The sequence below is a fragment of the Sphingobacterium sp. UBA865 genome (assembly GCF_002295765.1).
GTDB classification, from domain to species: Bacteria; Bacteroidota; Bacteroidia; order Sphingobacteriales; family Sphingobacteriaceae; genus Sphingobacterium; species Sphingobacterium multivorum.
This window is the reverse complement of record NZ_DBGB01000022.1, coordinates 102,697-128,968: the sequence shown is the minus strand read 5'-3', so window position 1 is coordinate 128,968 and position 26,272 is coordinate 102,697. Positions and strand designations below refer to the sequence as shown.

General features: G+C 39.8%; 24 protein-coding genes and 1 tRNA gene. 9 read left to right on the top strand and 16 right to left on the bottom strand.

Features of this window, described 5'->3' with window-relative positions:
* Window positions 1–11 precede the first annotated feature (11 nt).
* Window positions 12–2,606 carry a phosphatidylglycerol lysyltransferase domain-containing protein gene (locus B2O97_RS12435; protein WP_286767495.1) on the bottom strand — a complete coding sequence of 865 codons (2,595 nt, stop codon included), beginning with the start codon at window positions 2,604–2,606 and terminating at the stop codon, window positions 12–14.
* 124 nt (window positions 2,607–2,730) lie between these two features.
* Between B2O97_RS12435 and B2O97_RS12430 the strand changes: the two genes are divergently transcribed.
* On the top strand, window positions 2,731–3,966 hold the full coding sequence (locus tag B2O97_RS12430; RefSeq protein ID WP_286767494.1) for a glycosyltransferase: 1,236 nt from the start codon (window positions 2,731–2,733) through the stop codon (window positions 3,964–3,966).
* A gap of 8 nt (window positions 3,967–3,974) precedes the next feature.
* Here B2O97_RS12430 and B2O97_RS12425 read toward each other — a convergent pair whose 3' ends face one another.
* Both B2O97_RS12425 and dcd read right to left on the bottom strand, forming a co-directional pair.
* The gene (locus B2O97_RS12425) at window positions 3,975–5,057 is read right to left on the bottom strand and encodes an MBL fold metallo-hydrolase (RefSeq protein ID WP_286767493.1); all 1,083 of its coding nucleotides are present in this window, start codon (window positions 5,055–5,057) and stop codon (window positions 3,975–3,977) included.
* Complete coding sequence (dcd, locus tag B2O97_RS12420) at window positions 5,057–5,593, bottom strand: dCTP deaminase (RefSeq protein WP_046673098.1); 537 nt, start codon at window positions 5,591–5,593, stop codon at window positions 5,057–5,059. The genes B2O97_RS12425 and dcd overlap by 1 nt, the downstream gene beginning before the upstream one ends.
* Window positions 5,594–5,712: 119 nt before the next feature.
* Here dcd and B2O97_RS12415 point away from each other — a divergent pair, with 119 nt between their 5' ends.
* From B2O97_RS12415 to B2O97_RS12405, 3 genes are all read left to right on the top strand, one after another.
* On the top strand, window positions 5,713–6,354 hold the full coding sequence (locus B2O97_RS12415; RefSeq protein WP_112375444.1) for a 4'-phosphopantetheinyl transferase family protein: 642 nt from the start codon (window positions 5,713–5,715) through the stop codon (window positions 6,352–6,354).
* A gap of 110 nt (window positions 6,355–6,464) precedes the next feature.
* Window positions 6,465–6,536, top strand: a tRNA-Glu gene (locus tag B2O97_RS12410).
* 247 nt (window positions 6,537–6,783) lie between these two features.
* A complete protein-coding gene (locus B2O97_RS12405) occupies window positions 6,784–8,094 on the top strand; it encodes a site-specific integrase (RefSeq protein WP_286767492.1) in 1,311 nt (436 codons plus the stop codon).
* 42 nt (window positions 8,095–8,136) lie between these two features.
* Here the strand turns inward: B2O97_RS12405 and B2O97_RS12400 are convergent, their stop codons facing one another.
* Window positions 8,137–8,673 carry a hypothetical protein gene (locus tag B2O97_RS12400; RefSeq protein ID WP_286767491.1) on the bottom strand — a complete coding sequence of 179 codons (537 nt, stop codon included), beginning with the start codon at window positions 8,671–8,673 and terminating at the stop codon, window positions 8,137–8,139.
* A gap of 395 nt (window positions 8,674–9,068) precedes the next feature.
* Between B2O97_RS12400 and B2O97_RS12395 the strand changes: the two genes are divergently transcribed.
* Complete coding sequence (locus B2O97_RS12395) at window positions 9,069–9,416, top strand: helix-hairpin-helix domain-containing protein (RefSeq protein WP_286767490.1); 348 nt, start codon at window positions 9,069–9,071, stop codon at window positions 9,414–9,416.
* A gap of 155 nt (window positions 9,417–9,571) precedes the next feature.
* Here B2O97_RS12395 and B2O97_RS12390 read toward each other — a convergent pair whose 3' ends face one another.
* A complete protein-coding gene (locus tag B2O97_RS12390) occupies window positions 9,572–9,853 on the bottom strand; it encodes a hypothetical protein (protein WP_286767489.1) in 282 nt (93 codons plus the stop codon).
* A gap of 360 nt (window positions 9,854–10,213) precedes the next feature.
* On the opposite strand from B2O97_RS12390, the gene B2O97_RS12385 reads away from it, so the two are divergent.
* From B2O97_RS12385 to B2O97_RS12375, 3 genes are all read left to right on the top strand, one after another.
* Complete coding sequence (locus B2O97_RS12385) at window positions 10,214–11,170, top strand: helix-turn-helix domain-containing protein (protein WP_286767488.1); 957 nt, start codon at window positions 10,214–10,216, stop codon at window positions 11,168–11,170.
* Between the two features lie 207 nt (window positions 11,171–11,377).
* The gene (locus B2O97_RS12380; RefSeq protein WP_286767487.1) at window positions 11,378–11,593 is read left to right on the top strand and encodes a hypothetical protein; all 216 of its coding nucleotides are present in this window, start codon (window positions 11,378–11,380) and stop codon (window positions 11,591–11,593) included.
* Window positions 11,594–11,707: 114 nt separating this feature from the next.
* Window positions 11,708–12,052 (top strand): hypothetical protein, encoded by a 345-nt coding sequence (locus B2O97_RS12375; protein ID WP_286767486.1) that lies wholly within the window; start codon window positions 11,708–11,710, stop codon window positions 12,050–12,052.
* A 59-nt stretch (window positions 12,053–12,111) separates the two neighbouring features.
* On the opposite strand, the gene B2O97_RS12370 is transcribed toward B2O97_RS12375, so the two are convergent.
* The 4 genes from B2O97_RS12370 to B2O97_RS12355 form a co-directional block, all read right to left on the bottom strand.
* Window positions 12,112–13,470, bottom strand: a complete 1,359-nt coding sequence (locus B2O97_RS12370) for a RagB/SusD family nutrient uptake outer membrane protein (RefSeq protein WP_286767485.1) — start codon at window positions 13,468–13,470, stop codon at window positions 12,112–12,114.
* A 10-nt stretch (window positions 13,471–13,480) separates the two neighbouring features.
* The gene (locus tag B2O97_RS12365; protein WP_286767484.1) at window positions 13,481–16,705 is read right to left on the bottom strand and encodes a SusC/RagA family TonB-linked outer membrane protein; all 3,225 of its coding nucleotides are present in this window, start codon (window positions 16,703–16,705) and stop codon (window positions 13,481–13,483) included.
* Window positions 16,706–16,709: 4 nt separating this feature from the next.
* The gene (locus B2O97_RS12360) at window positions 16,710–17,963 is read right to left on the bottom strand and encodes a TlpA family protein disulfide reductase (RefSeq protein WP_286767483.1); all 1,254 of its coding nucleotides are present in this window, start codon (window positions 17,961–17,963) and stop codon (window positions 16,710–16,712) included.
* Between the two features lie 281 nt (window positions 17,964–18,244).
* Window positions 18,245–18,373, bottom strand: coding sequence for a hypothetical protein (locus tag B2O97_RS12355; protein ID WP_286767482.1), 129 nt, complete (start codon window positions 18,371–18,373; stop codon window positions 18,245–18,247).
* 408 nt (window positions 18,374–18,781) lie between these two features.
* Between B2O97_RS12355 and B2O97_RS12350 the strand changes: the two genes are divergently transcribed.
* Window positions 18,782–19,297 (top strand): helix-turn-helix domain-containing protein, encoded by a 516-nt coding sequence (locus B2O97_RS12350; protein ID WP_286767481.1) that lies wholly within the window; start codon window positions 18,782–18,784, stop codon window positions 19,295–19,297.
* Window positions 19,298–19,531: 234 nt separating this feature from the next.
* On the opposite strand, the gene B2O97_RS12345 is transcribed toward B2O97_RS12350, so the two are convergent.
* The 7 genes from B2O97_RS12345 to B2O97_RS12315 form a co-directional block, all read right to left on the bottom strand.
* Window positions 19,532–20,512: a DUF5712 family protein gene (locus B2O97_RS12345; RefSeq protein WP_286767480.1), complete on the bottom strand. Its 981-nt coding sequence runs from the start codon at window positions 20,510–20,512 to the stop codon at window positions 19,532–19,534.
* A gap of 5 nt (window positions 20,513–20,517) precedes the next feature.
* Window positions 20,518–21,072, bottom strand: a complete 555-nt coding sequence (locus tag B2O97_RS12340) for a BfmA/BtgA family mobilization protein (RefSeq protein ID WP_286767479.1) — start codon at window positions 21,070–21,072, stop codon at window positions 20,518–20,520.
* A gap of 302 nt (window positions 21,073–21,374) precedes the next feature.
* The gene (locus B2O97_RS12335) at window positions 21,375–21,653 is read right to left on the bottom strand and encodes a helix-turn-helix domain-containing protein (protein WP_286767478.1); all 279 of its coding nucleotides are present in this window, start codon (window positions 21,651–21,653) and stop codon (window positions 21,375–21,377) included.
* 133 nt (window positions 21,654–21,786) lie between these two features.
* The gene (locus tag B2O97_RS12330; protein ID WP_286767477.1) at window positions 21,787–22,539 is read right to left on the bottom strand and encodes a hypothetical protein; all 753 of its coding nucleotides are present in this window, start codon (window positions 22,537–22,539) and stop codon (window positions 21,787–21,789) included.
* Between the two features lie 205 nt (window positions 22,540–22,744).
* On the bottom strand, window positions 22,745–23,149 hold the full coding sequence (locus tag B2O97_RS12325; RefSeq protein ID WP_286767476.1) for a hypothetical protein: 405 nt from the start codon (window positions 23,147–23,149) through the stop codon (window positions 22,745–22,747).
* A 70-nt stretch (window positions 23,150–23,219) separates the two neighbouring features.
* The gene (locus B2O97_RS12320; RefSeq protein ID WP_286767475.1) at window positions 23,220–24,872 is read right to left on the bottom strand and encodes an MAC/perforin domain-containing protein; all 1,653 of its coding nucleotides are present in this window, start codon (window positions 24,870–24,872) and stop codon (window positions 23,220–23,222) included.
* A gap of 37 nt (window positions 24,873–24,909) precedes the next feature.
* On the bottom strand, window positions 24,910–26,259 hold the full coding sequence (locus B2O97_RS12315; RefSeq protein ID WP_286767474.1) for a hypothetical protein: 1,350 nt from the start codon (window positions 26,257–26,259) through the stop codon (window positions 24,910–24,912).
* Between the last annotated feature and the right edge of the window lie 13 nt (window positions 26,260–26,272).

The following is a 26,272-nucleotide window of genomic DNA, read 5'->3' as shown; positions in this document are numbered from 1 at the left end:
TCTACATGAATCTATTCGTTCGGTTTCATTACTTTGACCAGTGCTACAGGAAGTTGTATGAGATCAAAATCATTATCAAATATAAGGTATTTATTTTCCCAAAATGTCGCATACTTCTCTTTAAAGTCGCGCAGACTATGGTAATGTTTAAAGTTGCCCAATCGTGTTGAAGCAAACTTCATAATCTTTTCTGCGGGACTATCTGTCGCCCCCAAGCCCGTCATCGGTACCATGCCCAAATTTAGATAGACGTACTTTTTGGCCTTAGCATACGCAATAAGTTCAACAATCAATGCATCCATGCTACCACCCGGTGCATCAAGAGACTTCCGAATCATATCGTAGGTGCACTCATCTTTCGCATAGTCGGGGATGATATTCAGAAAGGCTACGATAGTATTCTGCTCATTTTTCAGTACAATGATATCTTGCAAAATAAGCTCATTTTCATCAAACATCCCTTGCGAAAAAACCATTTCCTTTTTATCAAATTCTTTTAACCATTCGTTGGAAATTATCCTTAACTGATCTATAATTGCCTTTTCCTGCGGCGCTTTCAACACTTCTGTTGTAAAACCCTTTTTTTGAATTGCATTAAGTCCATTGCGTAATGACTTACGTTCTTTTCCTTCGAGCTTGAATGTTTCCAATTCTAATACAGCCTCTTGTCCAATGGTGATCTTCTGTTTACGTAGGGATGAAAAATGAACCAAACTATTTTCATCAACACGGTAATAAATGGCCTTTAAACCATTCGCATAACAGTATTGATCGAATTCCTGGACCAACTCTTCCTTATCCCCCTGTTCACAGACAGGCTCATCCAATACAATAGCAAATTCATTCGCCAAGCGATAAGCGGTAAATCCCTCCGAGACTTCTGAGAAAAACAAACTCTTATCTTTTCCCAATTTAAAGAAATCCATGGGAGACTGACCAAACTCAATCAATAATTGTTCTGCACGTTCCAATTCAGATTGGCTGGAGTCTTCATCTGCGAGGAGACGGGGACGAGCTAACGCGTAGATTAGTAGGAGCCAACAAAAAAGTCCAAGTACTTGCGTAATCCGCAGGAATTCTTGTCCAAATGCCGTTTGGGGCATCAATTCATCATCAGCAAACAAGAGGAAGCTTCGTGCTGTATGATAGATAGATTGTCGCCAGGTGAAGTCGACACCGAAATGCTGTTTATCAATGAAGTAGAAGCTCAATACGTCAAACAGGCATATGGCTAGGAGAGCAACAAAAAATGTGATAAACCCGATTCGCACCCAGCGAATATTACTCTTGATCCGATATTGCTTATAGCTCACGGCCAGTAAAATCAAGGTCAATAAAGCAACCGAAGCTTCTTCATAGTCCAATGCCTTAAACACGTGCCCAAAAAGCGACAAGGCGCTAAACACTACGGCGATCCAAAATGCAATTCGGAAACCTTTGATCAAGTAAGCCGAGGTCACCAACAGCCCTAAGCCTAAGACTAACACCATAAATTTGGAAGCGTGAATTGCTTCTAAAGGCAAATAGAAACGATCAAGTTTCATCCGGTCGGCCAAAGGAGGCGTCAATACAGATACGAGATTTACCATGCCCAAGAAGAAGATAAGCAGCGCTGGGCCAATACGTGCCAGCAATTGTTTCCCACGCCATGCAAAAGCCAGAAGCCCCAGGACTAAAGGTAGCCAAAATTCGAATGCCCGGTAGAGAATTGTAATGCCCAATCCTTCTGCCTGCGAGTAGCCGTACGCTTTAAAAATATACAGCATAGTCAACTCTACAGCCCCAAGCCCCCGTAGAAAAGGAGAAACAATCATCAATACCACCGAAACAGTATAGGCAATAGCCGCAGCCTCGAAAGAGTGGTCCAAACCAAGGGCATACATACTTACAAAAGCATGGGCAATACCGCAACATTCAACGACCATCGATGCCAGCATGGTACCCAACAAATATTTTAGCTTGACCTCTCCTGAGAATATTTCATCAATATTAGAGGCTACAGCAGGAAATTTTAGTTCAACCCAACGATAGACGCCTTTGTGTGTTCTAAAAGACCAAACGAGCCAAAATACGACGCCCAGAAGCAGCCCCAAAACCACCAAGGAGATCCAGGCATCACCAAAATTTTTATTGTGCCAAATCGTATACAATATAACAGGTACACCGATCAGAAAGACCGTCAGTAGTCCGACATAGCCATACAGCGCCCCTGCTTGATGAATTTGCGTCGTATTCAAATTTCTTTTTCGCAACTGCGTTGTGGTATAGGCCAAAGAACTAATCCCACCCGCAGGCAGAAACACACTGAGTAAATTTCGCTTGAGGAAAAGATCAATAGCGATTCTCAGATTAATAGAAAGGCCTATCGCTTTAAAACTCTGAACATACATCAATCCCTGAAGTACAATATAGACGAGAGTAATTCCAACGCCGACCAAAACCCAGGTTAGATTGGCCGCACGCAAATGTGGAATGATGGCAGCAAGCTCTTTTCGTTCATTTCTAAAAAATACAAAGGCCAACAAAATAACCAAAACAGCTATTAGTTCCTTCCAATAGGTCTTTGGTGAAAAATGTCGAATTCGTTGCGCAATAGTTTTGGCCATATAATCGTTTAATGATGAATAACCTTGAGATATAGTATAAACACGAAATAAAGCTAATCGTTTGAAAATGACTAATTGTTAATTTTTCGTCAATTCTTTTCACATTAATCAGTAATTTTCCGGCATGAAAGAGAAAAAGGTTTTGTTCATCGGACTGGTGTGGCCAGAGCCAACATCTTCAGCAGCGGGCTTCCGTATGATGCAATTAATTGAGACGTTTGTTAATCGCTCTTATCAGATTACATTTGCTTCTGCTGCTGCCAAATCGCCGTATAGTGCACCTTTACAGTCTCTCGGGATCCAGGAACAGGCCATCGTACTGAATAGCAACAGCTTTGATGAATTTATTGCGCAGCTTAAGCCCGACATTGTTGTATTTGACCGCTTTATGGTAGAAGAGCAATATGGTTGGCGTGTTGCACAGCATTGTCCAGATGCACTCCGCGTACTTGACACGGAAGATTTGCATTTTTTGCGTCAGGCGAGACAGACATCCGTCAAAAATAACGGTGATTTTTCCTTTCAAGAGTTATTTACCAATACGGCCAAACGGGAAATTGCCGCGATATTGCGCAGTGACCTCTCGTTGATCATTTCCGAATCCGAAATGAAGATTCTGATCGAAGAATTTCGCATTTCACCCGATATCCTTTATTATCTCCCTTTTCTTGAAGATGAGATCACTGCTGCAGATGTGGAGCAATGGAACACCTTCGAAGAGCGCAAGAACTTATTATTTATCGGAAATTTTATCCATGAGCCGAACTGGCATACGGTACAATACCTAAAAACACAAATCTGGCCGCAATTACGGAAGATGCTCCCAAAAGTAGAATTACATATTTATGGCGCCTATGCAACCCAAAAAGTACTACAGTTAAACAACCCAAAAGAGAATTTCCTGATCAAGGGCCGAGCGGAATCTGCTCGTCTGACCATGGAAAGTTACCGTCTACTGGTGGCTCCAATTCAATTTGGTGCCGGTGTGAAAGGGAAGTTTATCGACGCCATGCAGACAGGTACACCATCTGTCACCACGAAAGTTGGTGCAGAAGCCATGAAGGGCAATTTGGACTGGAATGGCTTTATCGAAGACGATCCCGAAACGTTCTGCCGAAAGACTGTTGAGCTCTACGAAAATGAAGATCTTTGGAAAACGGCTCAAGAACATGGTACCCGTATTATCAACGAGCGTTATGAAAAACGAAAGTATCAGTCCGATTTTATGACTAATCTATCTTTATTAAAAGTACAGATTGACAGGCATCGTCAACAAAACTTTATTAGTCAGATATTATTGCACCACACGATGCAGAGCACAAAATATATGTCTTTATGGATCGAGGAAAAAAATAAATAGATCCTTAGTTAACTTCCCGCCACCAAGGGGCGTATACGCATTTCCCCTATTTTTGGCGTAAGCAGTGTGATCTGTTCTTTGTTCGCCGTATCGTAAAATTTCTCCATGGGTTCTTTCCAATCGTGCATCGCCAACGCGAATTTAGAAGAGTGAACGGGTAAAATAGCTTGGGCCTTCAGATCCTTCGTTTCAGCAGCCCATTCATCAGGTAAAGAATGGATATAATGCCAGGCATCGTTATACTGGCCATTTTCCAAGATCGCTAAATCAAATGGACCAAATTGGTCACCTATTTTTTTGAAGTGCTTACCATACCCACTATCTCCCCCCAAGAAAATGCTGTACTTAGAAGTTTTTAACACAAAAGATGTCCACAAGGTATTATTCCGTGTAAATCTACGTCCCGAAAAGTGCCTTGCGGGTGTGAAGGTTACCTGAAAATCGGGCGCCAGTTTTATCTGGTCATACCAATCACCCTCGATGATCTGATCGGCCTTGTATCCCCAAGATTCAAAATGCGCCCCTACTCCGAGACCACAAATCACCTGACCGACTTTATCCCGCAATTTCACAACAGTCTCATAGTCCAGATGATCGTAATGATCATGCGAGATAAACAAATAGTCAATTTTCGGAAAAACCATCGCCGCATAGTCGACCGACATCTTAAATGCTTTATTGCTACCTGGTATGGGAGAAGCATTTGAGCTGAATACTGGATCTACCACTATTAATTTTCCATCTAACTTCAATAGATAGGAGGAGTGACCAAACCAAATCAGTACGTCATCTGCGGGAAGATGTGCTAAATCGCATTCCATAGCTGGCAATACACTGATAGGTTTTAAGTGGGAATTCTTGTTGAAAAGGAAATCCCACAACAAAGAGACCATATTCACATCGCCTTTCAACGATGGCGTTACTTCGAGGTTATGAAAAATACCATTTTTAAAATTGCGGGACTGTTTCATACGTTCAAGCCGAGCTCCCTTGAAACTTCCACCAAACATTGGATGAACAAAATAATAAAGCACGCTACTGATGAGCGCAATCAATAGCGTCGCTAATACAATCCATCCAATCGTTTTCATTAGAAGTTATTCTTCCACATCATCGACTCCACCGGACGGATGGTCTTGCCATTGTATTTTGCATTACCTTTGGTGTTATAAAATGTCTCGATATCGCCTTCTACAGCAAAATAGATCAATTGTCCAATTGGCATTCCCGCGTAAACCCGAACAGGCTGAGCAACCGAAATTTCCAAGGTCCAGGTATTACAGAAACCGACATCGCCCTTTCCTGCAGTTGCATGAATATCTATCCCTAAGCGACCAGTACTCGATTTGCCCTCTAAAAAAGGAACATGTTTATGCGTTTCGGTATACTCTTGCGTAACACCTAAATAAAGGGTGTTGGGTTCCAAGACGAAACCTTCTTCCGGGATTTCAAAATGCTGAATTTCATTGTGCTTCTTGGCATCAAGTACACGGTCTGCATACGTTGCCAAATATTTCCCCAAATGCACATCGTAGGAATTTGTTCCTAAACATTTACGATCAAATGGTTGAATGACAATGCTGCCATTTTCAATCTCTTCGAGAATTCTTTTATCAGATAAAATCATGTGTATCAAAATAGCAAAAGCATCAGGCAATGCTATACAAATTCAAAAATACAGTTCTCCCACTAATTTTACTTCATTTTTCAAAACAAAAATCTGCGATTTGTTTTTTAAATTTGGGTATGAGTCTAGTGTATCTACGTGAAATTGATAGCCAAACCAAATTTGCAATTTGGCGAATTGAGGAATCGGACGACGATTTACTGTCGAAACTTCAATTGGATGAACGTGAAAAAGCGAAATTAGGGTCTTTCAACAAAGGGAAAAGACGGTTACATTGGCTTGCCACCCGTGTGCTGTTGCGCACCTTATTAAACACATCCCGTTATATAGAATGTCCATCTGATGCAAATGGCAAGCCTTATCTCGCCAATTTCCCCCAAAAAATATCACTTTCACACTCATTTGATTATGCCGCAGCTATGATCAGTACAAAAGGAGAGGTGGGTATCGACATGGAAATCATCAAAACAAAAGTAGAGCGTATCCAACATAAGTTTCTAAAACCTGCGGAGCTTGCATTCATCGCACAGGATGAGAACCGATATGAGCAGCTTTATGCTTGCTGGTGCGCTAAAGAAGCGATTTATAAACTTCAGGGAAATGCAGGGGTCTCCTTCTTGAATAACATGACCATACAACCATTCGACTACCAGGTGCAGGGCATATTAAAACTCGAACTCCACAGCGATCAACATACACATCTATATGACGTACATTACGAGAAGTTCAATGAATATATGCTCGCCTACGCTGTAGAATAGGTCCTTTAAAAAAATAATTTTTCTCAATTTCAATGAATTAGCACACAGACAGCACTTTTTTTTTGTGCTTTTTGAAAAAGCTTCTATATTTGCATCATCGAAAACGATATGGCCCGTTCGTCTAGGGGTTAGGACGCAAGATTTTCATTCTTGAAACAGGGGTTCGATTCCCCTACGGGCTACACATCTAAAAGTCAAAACATACAAAAGCTTGCAAATTAAACGTTTGCAGGCTTTTTTGTTTTTCAGTATCTACAAAACTTACACGTATTCTCAAGAAAAAAGTGAGTCATTCAGTGAGTCATTTTCGCTCATTTACTTACTCACTGAAATGGCAATAACATTCTTATAATCAAGTTGTTTAAAAATAAAACATCTTGATCCGTTTTAGTTGCAAGGCTAATTTTGTTTCACTTAAATGATGTTGTCATGAGTACAAATTATTCCTTGCTCTTCTACTTGAAGAAACCAAAAAATTATGTTACTGGCCCCAAGCCAATTTACATGCGGATCACTGTCGACGGCTTTCCAAAAGAGACCTCGGTGGGACGTGAATGCGAGCCATCGAAATGGAATTCCAAAGCTAACCGCGCAAAAGGCACAACAGAAGCTGTAAAAACCCTGAACAGTTACCTTGATACGCTCGTAACTAAAGTAAGCACGATCCATACTGCTATGGTAGCGGCAGGAGAAGAAATTACAGCGGAGTCCATTAAGCTGCGGTTTCAAGGAAAAGATATCAAACGCAAAAAATTCTTAGATGTGTTCATGGAGCACAACAACCAGATTGAAGCGCTTTTGGGCAATGGGTTTAAGCCCAATACGCTCAAAGGGTATAAAACCTCTTTATCCCATGTTGGTGGATATCTGGAAAAAGAATACAGGTCGCAGGATATCGACACAAGAAAGATTGACCATGCTTTCGTCACAGGATACGAGTTCTTTCTACGTTCTACAATGGGCTGTTCGGCTGTATCGGCTGCAAAGTACATGAAACATCTGCGCAAGATCATCAAGATCTGTATCGCACACCGCTGGATCACCGAAGATCCATTTGCATTTTACAAGATCAAGGCGAAGGCTAAAGAGAAGGAGTTTCTAACAAATGCTGAACTTCGTAGGATAGAGGAAAAGGAATTCAAAATACCACGTCTTGCGCATGTGCGTGATATTTTTGTCTTCTGTTGCTATACCGGTCTGTCTTATGCCGATGTAAAGAAATTAAAATGGACAGATATCGCAGAAGGAGTGGACGGAAAACTCTGGATCTTCACAAGCAGGGAAAAAACAGAAACATCATCAAATATTCCGCTATTGCCAAAGGCACTTGAAGTTATTGAAAGATATCGTGATTATCCACCCTGCGTAGCTAAAGATATGGTACTTCCTGTTCTCAGTAATCAAAAAATGAACAGTTATCTCAAGGAAATCGCTGACCTGTGCGAGATCACCAAAGAACTCACTTTCCATAAATCACGCCATACTTTCGCTACTTCGGTTACACTGGCCAATAGCGTACCTATTGAAACAGTATCCAAGATGCTCGGACATACCGACATAAAAACCACACAGCATTATGCGAAACTCTTGGATAACAGGGTTGCCGTGGATATGGACAGACTGGAAAGAAAGATCGAGAATAAACCGGTTCCTGCAAATCAGGCTAAAATCGCTGAGTTATGTACTCCACAGGCTCTTACTTTTATTAGAACAGATCACAGTGGTCGAAATATCGCATAAATCCCAAAAGGAAGCTGTCTTTTATGCAGCTTCCTTTTCAGATTACGGTTGTAAATCCTTTTTATATATAAAGGTTACTTTACTTGTTTGGATGATATCTTCCTTGAAATTTAACAGGGAAACACTATATTCCATTTTTTCTCCTTCCTTAAATGTCAAAATCCGATCCATGTCCTTCGGTAAGAGTACTTTGTTGATTTGGATCACTCCTTGCATGGCATAAACTACGTCCCGGTTTTCTTGTTCGGCTGTTTTGATCTTCCACGAAAGTGGACTATTCACCGTTTTATTGCGGTTATCAAACTTCCCTTCACAGGTAAATAATGCAAATGAAGCGCTAATGTCTTTCGTATAGGTCAACTTAACGGGCCTATCTTTATACATGACGTATAGGCCTTTAGCATTAACGAAAAGTGTATCTGGATAGATCTTGTAGATATCATCTGCCTTTGGACAAGCATATTCTATGATGGGTTCCGGCTCTGGCTGAGGTTTTGGGTAGAATGGTTCATCACGGCTACAAGATGCGACAATTAAAAACAATACACTAAAAAGTGGAATAGTTAGTTTTTTGCTCATTATTGAAAATACTAGTATGGTTTATAAAATTCATATAAAAAGACGAAAAAAATATTCGTTATGTTACAGTTGAACCTATAAAATTTCAGTTATACCTCTTCTTTCTATACGTGCCCAAATTCTGTTCTCTTGTTGAGCGTCTGTTTTTTTGCTCATCTTCTATTAGCAATGGATCAATCTATCAATAGAAATTCTTTCTAATAGGTGTTGTTGAGAAAAACCTGGCCTACAGGTTTAATTAATCGAGTATTTTAAATGCTTGAGCATGGTCAAATGGGAGTTGGTCGAATAAATTTGGAATTATTATCCACCTTTACCTAATTTGAATGTTGATTTCGAGCAGGATAATGGTCGGAACAGATAGCCATTAATATATAACCAAACCCTCTGAAAACATGAATGAACACGAAATTGATATTTATCTGGAAGATGTGAAAACGAGGCTTGATCTTCGAAAGATGGATTACAATTCACTTCGAAACCTTTCCCTGAAATTGCAGAGGATATTGGGCGATAATCAATTTATCCATGAGTTGGTCCTTGAAAGCGACCTCTTCTATTTCCGGCAGGAGATCAGCGGAAAGACCGTCAGTGCCCTTCACAAGCATGGGATAATAACGGTTGCACAGCTCATGGACTGTTCTTATGGAGATCTTGCCGGCATGGACGGATTAGGCCAGAAATCCCTTTCAGAAATATCAGGCTTTGTTAAGGAACTTGGAAAATGGCCCGCCGAATTTTGAAAGATCTTCCGAAAAGTGTAATTTGATATTGTTTTTCAAACAAATCCCATAAACTAATCCTTAAGCGGCTGCTCCGAAAGGGTGGCCGTTTTACTATGGATACCCCTCAGTGGAAAGTTCTTCGGAGATAAGGATCATGGTATGGGTCGACGCTTTTATAGGTCTGGATTTTCTTCCCCTTTATCCCTTCTCCATTTTTTCTCGGTATAGGAGTTAAAATTTGATTTTTTCCATTTGGTCAGGTGGTAGCCCTTGCAATGCGTACAGTAATATGCACGTCGCTGTGTGGGCCTTCCCTGCCGGTGCTTGACGCGGCGGCCTGTTTCGTCCCTTTTGAAAAAGTAGTTCCACTTAATGTCGAGCATGACGAGCCGGGCCTCTATCCAGGAAGCAAATATCACCTTTCCGGTTTCCCTGCATTTTTTATTGGTCGCCATAGAAATAAGTTTTGTTTTTCTGTATTCCCTTCGGTTATATTTTGGTCCTTTGAGGCAATATATTTCGAAAATATTTCTCTGCCCGTCAGCATGTCCAGATCGCTCCCTATTTCGACCATAGGTATTGACAGCTTTCTAAAGCTAACCAATTTGCTGCTGAAAACGAAGCAGGCAGCTGTCAGGTCAGGAGAAAGGCTGTGCGAAAAAGTCAGATATCGAGGAAATCGTGCAGCTTATGGTGGTCAGACGTCTGTTTGTCGAAAAAATTTGCTAATGTGAAATGTAACAACCTACATTTAATGTATTTCGTGCTCCTAAAGTAGCCCAAATAGAACAGGATACAATTATTTTTTTGCGTTTATGACGGATCATTTTGATATTATTTTTACCACAGAGCCCCTTTCCGTACTTGATTTAGGTAGCAGTCCTGCTGGCTGGACGGAAAGTGTTTTAAAGTCAGCAACATCGTCCTTAAGGTATTTTTTTCCGAAAGCAGAAGTCCTCTGCGGGAAGCTACTCCTAAAAAAATACCATATTGAACTTTTACAGGTCCATACAGAAGAACCTTTCTGCCTTCGATTTCAGTTGGACCGTGACAGGCTTTTCCTTTTATTTACGATACAGGGAGATCTCAGGTTTTCTACAGAAGATGGTGCCGAAGTCACCACGGCAAACGAAGACAGCTTTTATCCCTCACATAGCAGGGCCGGAGTCTACAGAGGGGAAATTGTAAAAGAGTCTGTAGTAAAGGCTCTCATTATTTCATTTGATCCGAAATGGACAGAAAGTATTGTCCGGCCCTATAGGGTCCTATGGGAGGCGTTAAGGGAAATAGCGCTTTCCGATAGACAGTTCAGCATCCTTCCGCGCCTTAGGATTGATCATGTGCTGGGAGAAGAACTTGGTGAGATACTGGACTTCAATGATGCCAATATCGGGATCGTCAAGCTCAAAATGCGCAAGAAGATTGCTATGGTCCTGAAGTCTTACCACGAAATGCTGGTCAGCTCGGGACTGGACAGGATCTATCTTGCAGGATTATATATAATGAAAAATTTTACAGATCCAGAAATTGATATCCAGTCGCTGCTACAGGATCTACCCATGAGCAATAAAACTTTTCGAAGAAAGTTCAGGGTCATATTTGGAACAACACCCTATGACTATTGTGTCAGGCTAAGAATGGAGAAGGCTCAAAAATTCATCAATGAACAGGGACTGACCCAAAAAGAAGTATATTCCCTGGTCGGCTACACGGATCTTGGTAGCTTTTCACGTATCTATCGCAGCTACTGCCGAAATGGGGGAAAGAAATAACCCTCATGTAGATCTTTCTATTGTATCTCTTTTGTTACCCAAAAAGGGAATAAACGGACATTCTGGTTAAAAATAGGCCAAAAGTTGTCCGTTTTTTCCTTTCCCAGCTAAAATTTGACCCTGAACTTTGTATTAAAGCTTTTCCTAGATGCTTTTTAGAAAGCATATATGGATGAAGCTGGAAACATATAATAAAATATTTATACCATGAACAGGTCCACATCAGCAGCGAAAAAGCAGATAAGACATCTCCTTCGGAGGACAGTATTGCTGTTCTATTGGATACCGATATGGCAGAGGATATGCATCAATGCGATATTTGGACTGATCCCGCCCAAAGTTCATGTTCGGAGAATATGGTATGCCAATAAATTTGCACTGTTCACGGTTTATGCGGCCCATTGGTTTCAAGGAGACCGGTAGGCCAATGACCAGGATCCCTCAACCGCATAACTGTGAGGCAAAACCGGAGTGCACAAAAAATAACATCATTATAAACTAAAGTTCGCACTTATCTTCAAGTGCATAATTTGCCTTATGGGTATATTAAAAAAGAGCTGGCTACGTGCTGGCACATTAACATTATTAGGATTGGGCATGATATACGGTGCTCAAAGTTTTACGGAAAAAGAAGAAGCTAAAGAAGAAGCCCAAAAGACCGAATTAGTAGGCGAAAAATGGTTTCATTTAAAAAATGGTGGCGATCAAACAAATCCCGCGGACTATACCTTAGCCAACGGAAATGGGAATTCTCCTGAGTCATGCAACTCTGGAGATGACGAGATCTGCTCGATTTATGCGCAGCCTTCTTCAAATCCTACCCAACCCAATTTAGCAACGGTTGACGAAGAAAAAACAATTATGAGAGAGGCTACCAATTAGCCTGAATCCAAAAATAACATAAATATAGGCAGGAAAACTACTTCCTGCCTATATTTATGTTAACGCAAATTTTGTTCCATGCCAGTCCTTTCAATCACCCGTCTAGGGATAGGCAGCGTATACATCGGACTATTTGGCAATAATTCATATACTTTTTCCCCTAATTTTCTTTTTATAATGTTTTGAAGACCGGATTCTCGATTCAATCGCCTTAAATCGCTCCAACGGGTACCCCTTAGAATAAGTTCTTTTCTTCTATGATCCAGAACAATTAATAAGAGATTTTTGCGATCATCCAATTCCAACGGGTGAAAATCGTTCTTATCTATTCTATTGGCCAGAAATAAATTTAATGTCTGAAGCCCTTGTTTTAGTTTATCTTGCCTTATCTGACACTCCGATTTTATCAATAGCATTTCATCTACGGCAATTCCATTGAACAGACTTGAAGAACCATCATAGCCCCCTTTGAAAGAATAGCCTCCAGTAGCCTCACTTTTAAAATAGATTTTCTTTCGCAGGTCATTTTCCGCATAACTCTTTATCAGAATGGAGTCCACTTTGTGCCTTGGTGAACGAAGAACGGTTTTGGAAAGCATCGAACTGTGAAATATCACCTCTTCGTTAAACCTCTTAAATGGAGAGGACAGAGAAGAATTTACCATGTTGAAATCGATAATCTTTGATTCTGTAGACTTTAGGCAATCATCAGCCATTTGCTCCGCCTTTGAATAGTCACCCATTATCAAATAAATTTTAGAAAATAGACCGATGGCAGCACTCTTGCTTGGAAGTGTCTTGACATCAGTCTTTTCTGGCAATAGATCAACTGCCATTTTCACATCTTCCATAATTTGCGAATAGGTTTCCAGCATTGTAGAACGAACAGATTTTTTATTAAGATCAGGATCCAACCTTAAAGGTAGCCCCAATTTTTTTTGCGCAGAAGCTGATTCATAGGGCTCCATATAAATTTGGGCCAACTGGAAATAGGCGTAGGACCTAAAGAAAAGAGCCGTTCCCTTTAATCTGTCATGATCTGGCCTACTGATCTGTTCCTTATTTTTTTCTAATGTCTCCAATACAACATTTGCAGTAAATATCGTAACATAGCCATAAGACCATTCATTATTATCACTGTCCAGAAAGATCTGGTCATCCCATATATATGCATTCCTTGCATCGAGATCAGTCAACACATTCCATGTATTTTCGTCAAGATAATAGTTGTCACACGAAATTTCACCAAATGATGGATAATAGATATTCATTTTGGTTGTATTGTTCAACAATGCCCAAAGGTCTTCGGCCGACTCAGGGACCACTTGGGATTTATCCGGTTTGATGTCAAGGTATGAATTACAGCTCGTAAAACTTAACAAAAAACAAAAAGCAATTATTTTTATATGATTCGCCATGATCTTATATTTATTTAAGTGAGAACCTGAGCCCTACTGAGAAACTTCTCGCTATAGGGATTTCTGATAATATATCGGGGTCATAGTTTTCTTTATGGGCACGCCATATTGTCCCTATGTTATCGGCCTGGAGATATAGCCTGAGATTATTGATAAACCTGCCATTCCATTTTGGGATATACGAGATGATCGCATCAGACAAACGGATATTATCCGCTCTATGCGCCAATATTTCGGAATTCCTGTAGAAATTTTCCCTTCCGGAAACAGTTGGGAAAACTATGGACGGCACGTTCGTAGTGAGTTCGTCACCGGGGTTCTGCCATCGTTCTAGGTAGTCGGGGTGAACAGCACCATTCAGTAGCATATTATAGTTAACTGTTGGAGATCTATAAAAATAGCCCAACCTAAAAACTAAATTGAATGAAAGTTCAAAGCAACCCATGGAAACTGTATTGCGCATATTGCCAAATTTAGTAGGTACAGCGGAACCATTAAATACAAGGTCCTCATATTTAGATCCTGTAGTAAGGTCTCCGTAATTATCTGTCAGCTCCCCTCCTGAGTAGCCCAATGGATTGCCGTTTGCATGATCCAGACCGCCCCAGCGGTAACTAAAAATGCCATATACAGGTTTCCCAATAATTGGAGAGATCAACAGTCCGTTCCCTACGATATCGCTTCCCCCGTTTTTTTCAACTTCGTAAGAAGTGACTCTGTCATTGGCCATACTGAAGTTGAGTTGGGTATTCCATTTAATTTTGCCCTGAATATTGGAACTATTGATGGAAAGATCCATTCCTTTACCCTTCATAGAGGCGACATTTCCTCTGTATCCAAATTTAGTGGTTGAGATCGTAACACCTGTGGTGGGGTCAACTAGAGCATCACCTATAAGATCGGTACTTCTTTTGCTGTAAAAGTCAAAGCTCCCCGATAGCCTCGAAGACAATATGGAAAAATCCAGGCCTACATTTGTTATTGCCGTCTTCTCCCACCTTAGATCTGGGTTCGGCGGATTTATTATGGTCGCAAATTGTTTTCCATTATAAGGATCTGGATAGGTACTATATCGCATAGTTGTATAGGCAGACATAGAATTGTCAACATTTCCATTGAAACCATAGGTCGCCCTTATTTTTAGGTTCTGTATCCATCCCACGTCGAAAAAGGGCTCACTGGTCAGCAGGTAGGAGAGCCCTGCCGACCAAAGCGGTACAAACCGCTGATTGGAATTTACCCCAAATAGGTTTGATCCGTCTTTTCTGATACTTACTGACGCAGTGTATCTATTCTTAAAGCCATAGGCACCATTTATATAGTATGAAATGTTCCTATCTGTCCGATGGCCAAAGCCGGTTCCCTCATATATTTTAGATGTCAGTGCCGGGAAATACAACAGCGGATATTCTTCGTCATAATTGACCAAAGAGCTTGTTAAAACGGCAGCGTTATATCCATACGTACGTGCTTTTTCCCATTTGCCAGTCATCTGCCTAACATCAATCCCCGCAATCCCGGAAAACTCATGGTTGCCGATCTGATAATTATAATTCATCATTGTACGGAAATTATGCGATGCCAGCCTGCTTTCTGTATTGTCCAGAATATCACCCAATGGGACCCGTCTCTTGATATCTCCTGATGTAGTTATTTCTGTAAACTGATTTATATAGTTTCTGGTTTCATAACTATTCACGGATTGTCTATTATGTATTCCCTTCTGCGCTGACAGAAACTGATAAATCAGATTTAGGTTTAAGCCCTTGACCAGCTTTAGCTCAAGGCCTGTCCGCAGTACAATTTCTCTTTCCCTGTTAACATTGTCTCTAAATCCGACATCTTCAATGGGCCTATATTTCCAGTCCAGTGTCCCTCTGGTTTCATTCTCTACCACAAAAGATTCCCTAAAATTACCTGGCCAGATTGCAGGATTATTGTCCCCGTCAAACAATGTGTAATACGACGAAATAGGCACGGTTCCCTTTGGAATCCCGTCCCAGCTCGGTTTCCCGCTATTCTGTTCCGTATTGGTGAAAGTAAGGCCAACATTGAGTTTAAATTTTCCTGACAGCTCAATGGTATTATCTGTACGTATATTGAACCGATTATCAACAGCCTCCAGCGAAGATGCAGCCCTATCGTAGCCTGCATCCAAAAGGTAGGTATGCGTTTGCGCACCCCCGGCAATGTTCATGGAATATTGTTGCCTGTTAGCTCTGGTATACCAGGACCGCTGTAAATCCGATACGATATTGTTACCCTTAAGATATTCTTTTCCCAGTTGAAAATCCTGTTCACTGATCATGTTGTCCCTTCTTTTTATCAACAGCTCCACAAAAGGAGAAAGCGGTTCATGAACAACACTGTTCTCAATATCGGTATAAGCTCCGCTGGAAAATAACAATTCTTCCAATTCAAGCTGATCGGCTGACCCGAGCATTGGAATCTTGACGAGGTTCGGTTTTTGGGCAACTGTAAAATTAAAGGTTCCATTTGCTCGGGCTTTCTGATTCTTCCCTTTCTTGGTCGTTATGACAATAACTCCATTGGCAGCTTGTACACCCCAAATTGAAGCAGCTGCGGCATCCCTCAATATAGTTATATTTTCGATGCTATTGGGGTTTATATTGTTGATATCGCCATCATAAGGAAAATTGTCCAGTACCACGAGAGGAGCGGAATTTCCTTTAATTGTACTCCTTCCCCGAATGCTCATATTTGACATATTCCCCAAAGAATTGTTATTTCTCCGATCAAAAAGGACCGAGCTGACCTGTCCGTCCAAACGATCAAGGAGTCCTATGGTCGTTCTTTTATTGAGTATATTGGAATCGATCAGGGTAAACGAGCCTGTTGACCTCTCTTTTGGGATCTTCTGATAACCGGTAGAAAAAACCTCTATATCATCCAGTTTAGTAGTGGCAGACCGCATGACAATCGTATTCTCTCCATTCTTAATGATATGTTTCTTATTTTCATACCCTATTCTGGTAATAAGGATTGCATGTGCTTTACTCTCCCTGGGGATGATGAACTGAAAGGTGCCGTCGGGATCAGACTGCGAATAGATTTCGCTTTCGATCAGGTGTATAGTAGCTCCAGAGATCGGATTGCCCAATGAGTCTAATATCCGTCCTGACACTTTTATGTGTCCTTGTTGGGCATCCAAGGGGTTTAAAAAGATAGCGACAAATAGGAAGCCAATAATGTGGCTATAAAATAATTTACCCATGATATTATAGTAGTCCTCCTTCAACTTTTTTAAACCTTAAAAAATCTACCTGTTGCATTTCTTTTCGCAATCTTAATCCATAGCCTTTTAGAAAACTGTTTATTTGGGTCAGCGAGGCCGAATTAAGAATTTCTTCATTTATAGCGTAAATCTTTTCTTTGTCAATTTCCGTGGTTACAAAAGGAAGATCTATCCGTTTGTTTAATAGGTAGACAATCCTTCCTGCGGAAACCTTTCCTCCGTTCAATTCGGATGAGTCTTCGAAATGGGGAGTCAATGGCTCAAGGACCAATTGAACCGTGTCTTTGGACACAAGTTTCATTGTAATACCAAAAAGACGCTCAATGTCTTCCTTTACAGCCTTTCTCAGTGCAATAATATCTTGGCTGCCAAACAGCTCATAGCAGAATAAATTATTTCTCTGCCACTGGCGGCTATCCCCATTTTTTCTGTCGATCAGAATATCGTATATTTTATCATCTATGTCCCATAGTTTTCTAGGGATGGACTTCGTTTTAGGGTCGGTCCACATCAAAAGATTTTTTATACCCATATTGGTCGCTTTAAACCATCTTTTGCCAGTAGAGGTATCTGTTGATATACCTATGGAAGAAGGTATACCCGCAAGATATTTTGTCAGCGTGCTCCTTGTTATCTGGTCGGAGCTAAAGTCAGGTCTTTTGAATAGGGTCAACGGTTCATTTAGATCATAATCGAGAATATCAGCTTTCTTGTTGAAAGTTAATGAACCTGTTGAAAGGAGTTTTTTTATATTCGTTCTATTTAAATCATTCGGATATGTTATTGCTACGACTATTCCTTTTTGGTCAATCCACACAAGATGGGGAACAGATCGGTGCGGAAATACGCTGGTCAATATGGATCCGTTAATAACTGATGAAAACTTTAGCGTTTTTAGAATATGATTGTTTTTGATCGTTTCTAGTACTTTGACTGAATTCTCTTCCGTAACCGGAATTATCGAAGTTGAGGGAAACTCCTCTTCTATCCCTATATTTTTTGGTATACTTCCGATACATGCACCGCACCACGTTGCCCAAAAATCCAGAATAATCAGTTTGCCCCGGTATTCGTTCAATGTAATCGTATCTTTTTTGTCTGGATGATTGACTATCTGTAATGGTATATGCCACAGTTCCTCTGGAATGGTATCGCTGATCTGTAGTGGTTTGGCCGGGATGTCTTTTACCACAGCCTGTGCGCTGACAGGCTGTGGAAAAGACAATAAACTAAACATAGAAACGAAAATGAATATATATAATTCTAACAAGTTTCTCCATATAGGGAGCCTTGTTGTTAAAATATCTTTTGGTAATAACAGTATATGTGTGATCATAATATGGTCTGTTTATGATCGAAAAAATGAGCATAGGCCGCCCATTCTGCATGATGCAGTTATTTTTTCGATGAAAATTGGTTTGTTATTTAGGGTTATAAAAAGAGCCGCTCCCAGCCCTTGGAAAATTTATGACGGATTCGGTCGGGACAAAGAGGGAGCGGAATGTGGTTATACTTAGATTATTCTGGAGGACAGGCTAATTTTTGGAGCAAGTACTTTTTGCTTGCATCAAAAGCAAAATAAGCATCACTATTACCATTTTTCAATGATAAAAGACGATGCTTATTCTGTGTACTTATTGTTCTCATCAGCTCTTATTTCTAAGAACTCTCCAAGAAGTGGCAAAAATGGATTGACTGCCGGCTTATCTTTACAGCGAGGTTTTGGCGAAACCTTTACTCATCACCCTAGGGTGTGACTTTCAGTATTCCATACTTCGAAAAGTATGGGCAATGCTCAGATGAAGCAAGCGCCAACCCTACCCTAGGAGTTTATATCTCCCAAAGATAGGAAAATTGACGCATTACCCACCCTCGCATTGCTAAATCGCCAAATCCGCTACGAGAGTTCGATATTGTCTAATTAATATCCTACTTTTTTATTCAATTCTCTACAAGCCCATTTTACTGCTTGTTTAAAACAAATATATTAATAATAATCTAAAAAAGAGAATTTATTTGCGCTTTTTTAGATTATTTTTATTTTGATTTTGTTGCATGAAAAAATTTAGTGCAACAATAACGAGGAAAAATATATTTATATTAATCCGCTATAGTGGACTGACATTGGAGGAATTTGGTAATATAATCGGATTGTCTAAAAGGTGGGTTCAATACGTGAAAGAAGGAAAATATGATTTTGATATACCTTCTATTGAAAAGGCCAGTAATTTCTTCAATGTACCATTTATTAAGTTAACTACAACCATTGTTACACCAAGTTTTGGGTATCGTAAAATGTTGGAGGCATATCATAAAAATAATACTGAATACGGTAAAATCCTGTCTGAACCTCCCTCAATTCCATATCTTATTGAATTTATCTTAATGAAAGACTCAGAATTTACTACGAGAACCGAAATGGAAATTAGAGATATAAGAAAAATTATAAGCAAATATGATCTTGATTATAAAGGGAGCAGTCTATCTACAGAGCTTCAAAAGTCTGATTTTGTGGAATTCTGGCCACACCCGACAAAAAATAGGACAAATTTGTATAGAGCAAAAATATAAATTACTGCCCAATTTCACCCTCTTAAAGCTTAGAGTGGCAAATACCATCCCATTGTCACCACTTAGGCCACCAAAAGGCAAGATGGTACAATTGGGTCAAGGGCGCTAGTAGGGGCAGTGTGATTGGGCGTTCACTATACCCTTGACCTTTGAACCATCGTGGCTATATTTGCTTTTGCGGTGACAATAGATATCCATATTTACAGTTATTGATATATATATAATTCTTTATTATTAGCGCATACCTCGCCCTCTGCCTTTCTTTTTCCGCTTTCTTTTTCTTTCCTCTTCCGCAGCGACAGTATCATGTCCTCCGAAATCCTGAACTGGAGCTAGCAGGATATCCAATAGCCCCCAACCGGCTTCTGCAAATGAAGGTACCCATCCTGTTAGCTGCGGAAATTTCTCTAAGTCCACCTTTGAAAGAATCGGTTCGTTCTGTTGCTTTTCCCTTGCCGTATCTCCGCCACTCTTCAATTGTCTGTCAAGTGTATGCAGTGCCGCCTGCTGGTTAATATTTCCGTTCTTCATCGTATTTGTGTAGAGCAATGTATCTTTCAGTTTTCGGTCAAAGCCGAACATCCTGTCAAAAACTGTCTCGCCGCACTGCTTGAAAGCCATCTGGTCAAACTGCCCCATTTTTTTTGAATGTTCCACATTCCTGCCCCGAGATTTGTTCTGTGGACTCAGTTTGATCCTGTTTGTTATATCTTTTCTACTGACGATGACCTGCACATGGAACTGTGGTCCTTCTTTACGATCCCCCACTTTTTTTGTGCCATTTTTTACCTCTCTGTCCTTATGGCTATAGTACCGGTAGTTTTCCAGTTTGCCAAACCACAAAAGATCCTTATTGCTTTCTATTCCCGGGCGCCTGAAATTGCGTGCATATTCATCCATGATCCTTACCGCGTATTCTTTCAGTTTTTCTTTTGCACCCTGCTCGCCATAAGCAGCTAGCAGAAAGTCGATCTCTTTTCTGCTGGGGCTGATGTTGATCAGAAAAAACTTACTGTCATCTTTTCCCAGCTTGGCGATATTGCCATCTATACCGATACGGACTTCATGCGGCCTGATGTTATTGCTAGCCCCATTGAACCAATGCTGGGATCCTTTGTTTTCAGCAAGGCAATTTTCCTTCTCGAGATAAGAAACTAGATTCCCGCAGCTTTCCTTATTGTTCCCTGTTTCGGAATCTGTGATATTGATATACATAACGACTAAAGTTTATCCAGTGCTTCTTTGACCTGCTTGGCCAGTTCTTCCTTTCTGGCGGCAGAGACCGGCCAGCCCAGCGTCTCCCGTTGACTGATATAATGTTCAAGGATCTTTCTGAAACCATCTTTTAACTCCTGCTTTTCTGCGATCCCCAAAAGTAATTTCTTAAGGACTTTATCAAGACTCCCGAGATATTCCGTATTGGCTTTCAAAAATTTTGATGCCTGCTGCTGTTCATCAGAAATAATGTCTATCGCACCTGATTGTTGTCTGTGCATGGTAGTCAGTTCATCCAGCATGGAATAGACAGGTACCAATAGGTCGGTTTCCTGCTTCCTGATAAAGGAAAGTATACGGCTTACTCCACTGGAAAGTTCCTTTTTCAGCACCTCATCGTTCAGATCGGCCGGATCCTTCTTGCTCCTGTAGAAATAATCGACCATCTGTATCACCAGCAGACGTTTTGTCCGCCCAAGTTTGAGGGAAAGGTGCTCGAGTCTGCCGTCCACTTCCATAGGGAAGCGGACGGATCTTGTGTTTTCATCGGACCTAGCCATTACTGCCAGGATTATTGTTCATGATAAACCTGAACCTGCTCGCTCTAGTGGGGTGCCATGAAGGATTATACTCTAGATAACCATACCGAACAAGTTCGGAGAGACATTTGTGATAGGTAGCTATTGAACGTATGCGCGAAAAATGCATCAGTTTCCTGCGGCTGGTATGAAAAAAATCATTGAAATTATCCTGCCGATGAAAATAACACAAGGCCATGATAAGTCCTATATGTGAAGGCAGCAATCTATTATCCTGCGTGATATATTCAAAATAAATACTAAAGCTAGGGGCATGCGTATTATTAACCATTGCCGTCACCTCCTTCCATCATCATATCTACATCGCTGCTGCGATAATACATACTGCCGCCGATTTTCTTGAAGGGTAATACTCTTGTTATCCGCAGGTTTTGCAAAGTGCCCGGCGATATGTTCAGTTTCTTTCTTACTTCCCGGCTACGGAGCCATTCCCTATCTCCATTTTCAGCTAAGGTTCTTCCTTTTACAATCTGTCTGATTTCATCGAGCAGTTCTTTTTTTAATACCTGCAAGTCTTCCTTTGTCAGAATATCCAATATCATAGAATACCAATTTTGTGAACAATACGGGCAGGCCTGTATGCCGTGCCTCCGTTACAAAATTGGGGTCTGGAAGAGGGTTTTGGATGACCACAAGACTGCGATGGTCATGTTCAATAATCAGACAGGGCGGCCATTAACCCTGATTTTTGGGAATAATGTCGAATAGTTTTTTGTCATCGGGGATCCTGACTCCCTTCATGGAATCTTTCGGGTCTTTCTGTACAAAATAATTGCGGACGGTATTGACCGGTATATCCTTACCATTATAGACAAAATATTTTGAGACCATTTTATAATAGGGACTTTCATGGTCACTGACCAATAGCTTCCTTCCGTTGGGAAGAGTAAGATTTTTCATCTGCTGCAACAGGTCAATTAAAGTGGGGAGGTGTTCGTCCTGTATCATTGGTTTTACAGAGACCTCATATTTCTCCAGATCGGCAAGTTTGTTCTGTAGGATCTCTAGCTCTGACCGTAGTTTTGCGATCTCTTCGTCTTTCTCTTTGATGAGCATATCATTAGGTCGAATATTCCATTTGTCCAGTGGCGTGAGAAATTCCAGAAATTCTCCCAGCTTCATAACATTGGAGATATGGAGCGCATGCTTTGAGGAGAAGGGATCTTGTCCCTTAAAATAATCTATCCTATCAGAAACAATATACCAGACATGAGAAAAGAACTCTTTTTCTGAGCGGTTTCCTCCGGAAAGGTAATATTCCAGATGGTACTGATAATAGTAACTAAAAGCCGCTTTCTCTAGGCCATAGATCTTCAATAGGAAGTGGTTGTCCTCATACCCATTAGGTACTCCCTTGATAGTGCCTATCGCAAATGGGCTAGGCTTGAAATCAAATGCTTTTCTTGCTTTAAAATAATGTTGTGGCATGGACCTAATTTTACCAAAGATATTTATGTGTAATTATTGTGAGCTATCTAGAGTGATATTTTTCAATAACTCACTTAATAGTTCAATTTAATGTATATATTGATACAACTATTGGATATCTGAGATACTAAATTTGAAAGAGCTCTCAATAAGTAGAGGCCATTTCAATGGTATTATTTGGGGGTACAGCGGCATTGCCATTATGTTAATAATCTCGTGTAAGTTCCAAAGTTTTGTTATATTGTTCTGAGTATAGTTCATCTTTTAGTATTAATTTGTTTTCAGTGAACTCAACGACCATCCATTCGCCTTCTAGCTTACTGCTTTGTAATCCTCCAATTCTTAATAGTTTACCTTCTACAATATAGTCAAAGCCACCAGTTTGTGTTTTTTTATATTCATATCGTCCCACTTTATCATCCAGAAATAGCATGCTGATTTCTTCTTCACTCGTTTCATCCTTGAAGTTGATTCGAAGTGTTCCCTTCCATCCAGTCTGTTTAATAGTATTCTTATTAAATTCAAATATAGGTTTAGATGTCTCATCTTTATTGCAGCCAGTTAATATAGAGCCGACCAAAATAACCATTATGTACATTACTTTTTTCATGTTGTATTGATTAATTAAATGTAAAAATAATAAAAAATTGTTCTGCCAACGAAGTTGGCAGAACATTGAATTACAAACCAATTATTGTGTATCTTTGATAAAGATTCGTCATGGAAATAGTCTTTTCCTGCAATGTATCGAACCAATCCTTCATTCCATAGACTTCTAGTATATAATCGTCCAAATAGAAAGAATACGCAGTTAAACCCACGGGATCATAAATATACCACATATCCGATTCAGTGTTATAAAATTTAAGCATTCGGCTTTCGCTAACATTCGCAATATTGATACTAAGTGGAATCCGTAAGAAAGGTAGGATTGTTGTACTTTCATTCGACTTAATCAAACATTGATAGAAATTCATCTTTTCATTTGCGAGCGCTTGACTTTTGGCAGCAAAAATAGAGGGTGTATTATTTGCCCTTAAATCAGCGTCAGTAGCATTGGCTGCCGCTCCTTTTCCTAAAATAATCTTATCTCCTTGCCTTGTATTTAAAACAGCGGCAATATCGTAGAGGCGTTCGCCCGATCCTGTTGTTCTCACCAAAACTTTTACAATTTCTATGAACGGCTCAACAAATGTATTGGTATTAAAATATCCTAAATGGGTATCCTGCAACCTTCGTTTAAAATTAGCTTCCAACATAAAATCAGAAATAGGGTTAAGTCCTTGATCTGCTAGCCCAGAGAACGCATGATTACTTACATTGTTCAGAGAAGAAAGCCATTGAGAAAGATCAATATTAGAATTTTTTATTTCCGTTGGCGGTGTCCGAACCTGAAAGTCATAAGCTCCACCAGTTGTCTCAATAATATAAGAGGTCGACTCAATGTTCGACTGAAATGAACTACCGTTGCCTGTATTTCTTCCAAAACCGAAATTGGCACTTACTGAGTTAGTGGTATCGCCCTTTCCTCCCCATTTGTAAGATGCGGTAATATCAGTTTGCATATCTTTTTCCTTATTTGTAGAATCGGCGCTGAATTTATGAGTCCCATAGTATGTAGCACTAGCTCTTCCTCCAGAGTAATATCCAGTAATTACAAATGGACCGTAAGTATTTAAAACATCAACAATCGTAGAATTGTAAAGATCATCCAAAAACCAACTATCCATATATCCTGACGCGATTCTCCTCATACTACTTGGGGATAAATCCATTCGATACATTGCATCTCGAACTTCGATGTTTAATTGTCCACTTACACTGCGAGACGTTTCCATCGTATTATTCGAGAATTTCTCCGTTGTGGTTCTCTTAGCACCTAAGCTGAATAACCCTAAATTGAGGCTAAATCCAGCAGATACTTTTTTTGTAATGTTAGTCCAACTAGCATATCGCTGAAAATCAGAGAATGCAAAAGATTCGATATTGGTTTTTTTAATGGGATCTTTTACTATTAATCCGTTTGTCTGAAGTTTATTAAAATCAAGAATTTGTCTTCTGACATTATCGACGCTCCCTAGAATGCCGTTCCCTACTGTGTAACCACGACCCGAATATGCATCTATTGGTAATGCGGTAGTATTTTGCGTATTGAACTGATTTGTGCTTTTCTTTTTAGTTGACCTAGACAACACTTTCGGGAGTTTTGAGTTCCTCACCTGAAGTATGATATCCTCAGCGTGTTCCTGTTTGATTGTATCGTTGAAAAGATCATTTTGCTTACAGGAAACGATAAGCGAAAGCAGAGCAATATAGATGAAGTATTTTTTCATTTTTATGTTTTTCTGTGCTAAATTATTTCTCAATTTGTTATTGGACAGCCAAAGGTTTATTTATCGCATTAAGATTTAAGTTTGGATTTGGAAGTTTGACCATTTTTGGAGCTCCTGTGTCTATATCAGTTATTATATAACTGTGGTCACTTAAAGGATATTCATCACTTATCACCCTTCCAGTCCAACGTCCACTTATCTTTATTTCACGATCTTGATATGTAGCGATTGCAACAAAATCAACAGATACTGTATAAGATGCAACTTTATAGTCTATCGCAACTTTTGTACGGGGAGATATAAGAAAAGGTACTTTGGTGAGCATATTTTTTGTGTAACCAGTTGAGTTTAAAGAAACATCAGCTTCAATATTTGATCCTGGATTTAAGTTAATTACCCCTTGGAGCACCGAAGGTCGTTTAAATTTTTGTGCTATATTTTCAAATTGGAAATTAATAGACTTGTTAACGGAAAAATTAGAAGGCAAAAATTCAGACTTCAAACATTCAATATCATACGAAAGATTAGAATAACCAGTGTTTGTATAGCTTCCCTTTAAAATGATATCTGGCCCTTTTGTTACAGTGGCATTATAATCATTAATATATTCCATTGAGCTTAGCGTAAACTTGCTCCTAGGGGTAATCAAGAACTCTTGCTGAGGTTTATTTGAATATTTACCATATCCTATTTTGGTCGCATCTTTTAGTTCTACTACATTATAAAATATGTCCCACATTCCTCCAGGGCCTTGTTCAAGATAAGATTGACTTTCTATGGCAAAATATCCAGGATTATTTGATGACGCAATCAAATCCCATGACGCATTGTATAATGATCCACTTTCATCATTTAAAAGAAACAAAACCTTATTATTTGGGGCATTAGAATATTGTCCAACACTTATTGGTGTATTTTCCTGAAAAGAATAGATGAGGTATGGTATTCCTGAGCTTGCTGGTAAGACCCTTACTTTAAAATTTGTTGTCGAGGGATTATCTGTGGACGTTAAAACCAGCTCTTTACCACGCCCATTGGTTTGCAAATATTTATTTGCAGAGTTTGCGCCTCCTCCTCTGGCTTGAAAAGTTAATGGCATATCCCTAAGAGCATACATATTTGATGACAAATAAGGGTCATAAGATAAACCATTCATCAAACTGAAGGTCTTATTCTGATTTTTACCAAATAATCTTGATTTAATTGAGTCAGGATTTACTTCAATGGGTACGATTGGGCCTTTCGTAGCCAAAGAATCAGACGCTGTCTTTGCCAACATCTTTATTGTTTCTTTTTCTACTATATTCTCTTGTAAAACGTCATTTTGTTTACATGAGAGAATTAACAACATAGTAGATAGGGCTATTATAAATTTTGTTTTGTTCATGATTAGAATTTGA

What these genes read in the sequence shown, in the direction of transcription:
- B2O97_RS12435 (WP_286767495.1), bottom strand. Translation starts at nt 2,606, where the DNA reads ATGGCCAAAACTATTGCGCAACGAATTCGACATTTTTCACCAAAGACC.
- B2O97_RS12430 (WP_286767494.1), top strand. Translation starts at nt 2,731, where the DNA reads ATGAAAGAGAAAAAGGTTTTGTTCATCGGACTGGTGTGGCCAGAGCCA.
- B2O97_RS12425 (WP_286767493.1), bottom strand. Translation starts at nt 5,057, where the DNA reads ATGAAAACGATTGGATGGATTGTATTAGCGACGCTATTGATTGCGCTC.
- dcd (WP_046673098.1), bottom strand. Translation starts at nt 5,593, where the DNA reads ATGATTTTATCTGATAAAAGAATTCTCGAAGAGATTGAAAATGGCAGC.
- B2O97_RS12415 (WP_112375444.1), top strand. Translation starts at nt 5,713, where the DNA reads ATGAGTCTAGTGTATCTACGTGAAATTGATAGCCAAACCAAATTTGCA.
- B2O97_RS12405 (WP_286767492.1), top strand. Translation starts at nt 6,784, where the DNA reads ATGAGTACAAATTATTCCTTGCTCTTCTACTTGAAGAAACCAAAAAAT.
- B2O97_RS12400 (WP_286767491.1), bottom strand. Translation starts at nt 8,673, where the DNA reads ATGAGCAAAAAACTAACTATTCCACTTTTTAGTGTATTGTTTTTAATT.
- B2O97_RS12395 (WP_286767490.1), top strand. Translation starts at nt 9,069, where the DNA reads ATGAATGAACACGAAATTGATATTTATCTGGAAGATGTGAAAACGAGG.
- B2O97_RS12390 (WP_286767489.1), bottom strand. Translation starts at nt 9,853, where the DNA reads ATGGCGACCAATAAAAAATGCAGGGAAACCGGAAAGGTGATATTTGCT.
- B2O97_RS12385 (WP_286767488.1), top strand. Translation starts at nt 10,214, where the DNA reads ATGACGGATCATTTTGATATTATTTTTACCACAGAGCCCCTTTCCGTA.
- B2O97_RS12380 (WP_286767487.1), top strand. Translation starts at nt 11,378, where the DNA reads ATGAACAGGTCCACATCAGCAGCGAAAAAGCAGATAAGACATCTCCTT.
- B2O97_RS12375 (WP_286767486.1), top strand. Translation starts at nt 11,708, where the DNA reads ATGGGTATATTAAAAAAGAGCTGGCTACGTGCTGGCACATTAACATTA.
- B2O97_RS12370 (WP_286767485.1), bottom strand. Translation starts at nt 13,470, where the DNA reads ATGGCGAATCATATAAAAATAATTGCTTTTTGTTTTTTGTTAAGTTTT.
- B2O97_RS12365 (WP_286767484.1), bottom strand. Translation starts at nt 16,705, where the DNA reads ATGGGTAAATTATTTTATAGCCACATTATTGGCTTCCTATTTGTCGCT.
- B2O97_RS12360 (WP_286767483.1), bottom strand. Translation starts at nt 17,963, where the DNA reads ATGTTTAGTTTATTGTCTTTTCCACAGCCTGTCAGCGCACAGGCTGTG.
- B2O97_RS12355 (WP_286767482.1), bottom strand. Translation starts at nt 18,373, where the DNA reads ATGAGAACAATAAGTACACAGAATAAGCATCGTCTTTTATCATTGAAA.
- B2O97_RS12350 (WP_286767481.1), top strand. Translation starts at nt 18,782, where the DNA reads ATGAAAAAATTTAGTGCAACAATAACGAGGAAAAATATATTTATATTA.
- B2O97_RS12345 (WP_286767480.1), bottom strand. Translation starts at nt 20,512, where the DNA reads ATGTATATCAATATCACAGATTCCGAAACAGGGAACAATAAGGAAAGC.
- B2O97_RS12340 (WP_286767479.1), bottom strand. Translation starts at nt 21,072, where the DNA reads ATGGCTAGGTCCGATGAAAACACAAGATCCGTCCGCTTCCCTATGGAA.
- B2O97_RS12335 (WP_286767478.1), bottom strand. Translation starts at nt 21,653, where the DNA reads ATGATATTGGATATTCTGACAAAGGAAGACTTGCAGGTATTAAAAAAA.
- B2O97_RS12330 (WP_286767477.1), bottom strand. Translation starts at nt 22,539, where the DNA reads ATGCCACAACATTATTTTAAAGCAAGAAAAGCATTTGATTTCAAGCCT.
- B2O97_RS12325 (WP_286767476.1), bottom strand. Translation starts at nt 23,149, where the DNA reads ATGAAAAAAGTAATGTACATAATGGTTATTTTGGTCGGCTCTATATTA.
- B2O97_RS12320 (WP_286767475.1), bottom strand. Translation starts at nt 24,872, where the DNA reads ATGAAAAAATACTTCATCTATATTGCTCTGCTTTCGCTTATCGTTTCC.
- B2O97_RS12315 (WP_286767474.1), bottom strand. Translation starts at nt 26,259, where the DNA reads ATGAACAAAACAAAATTTATAATAGCCCTATCTACTATGTTGTTAATT.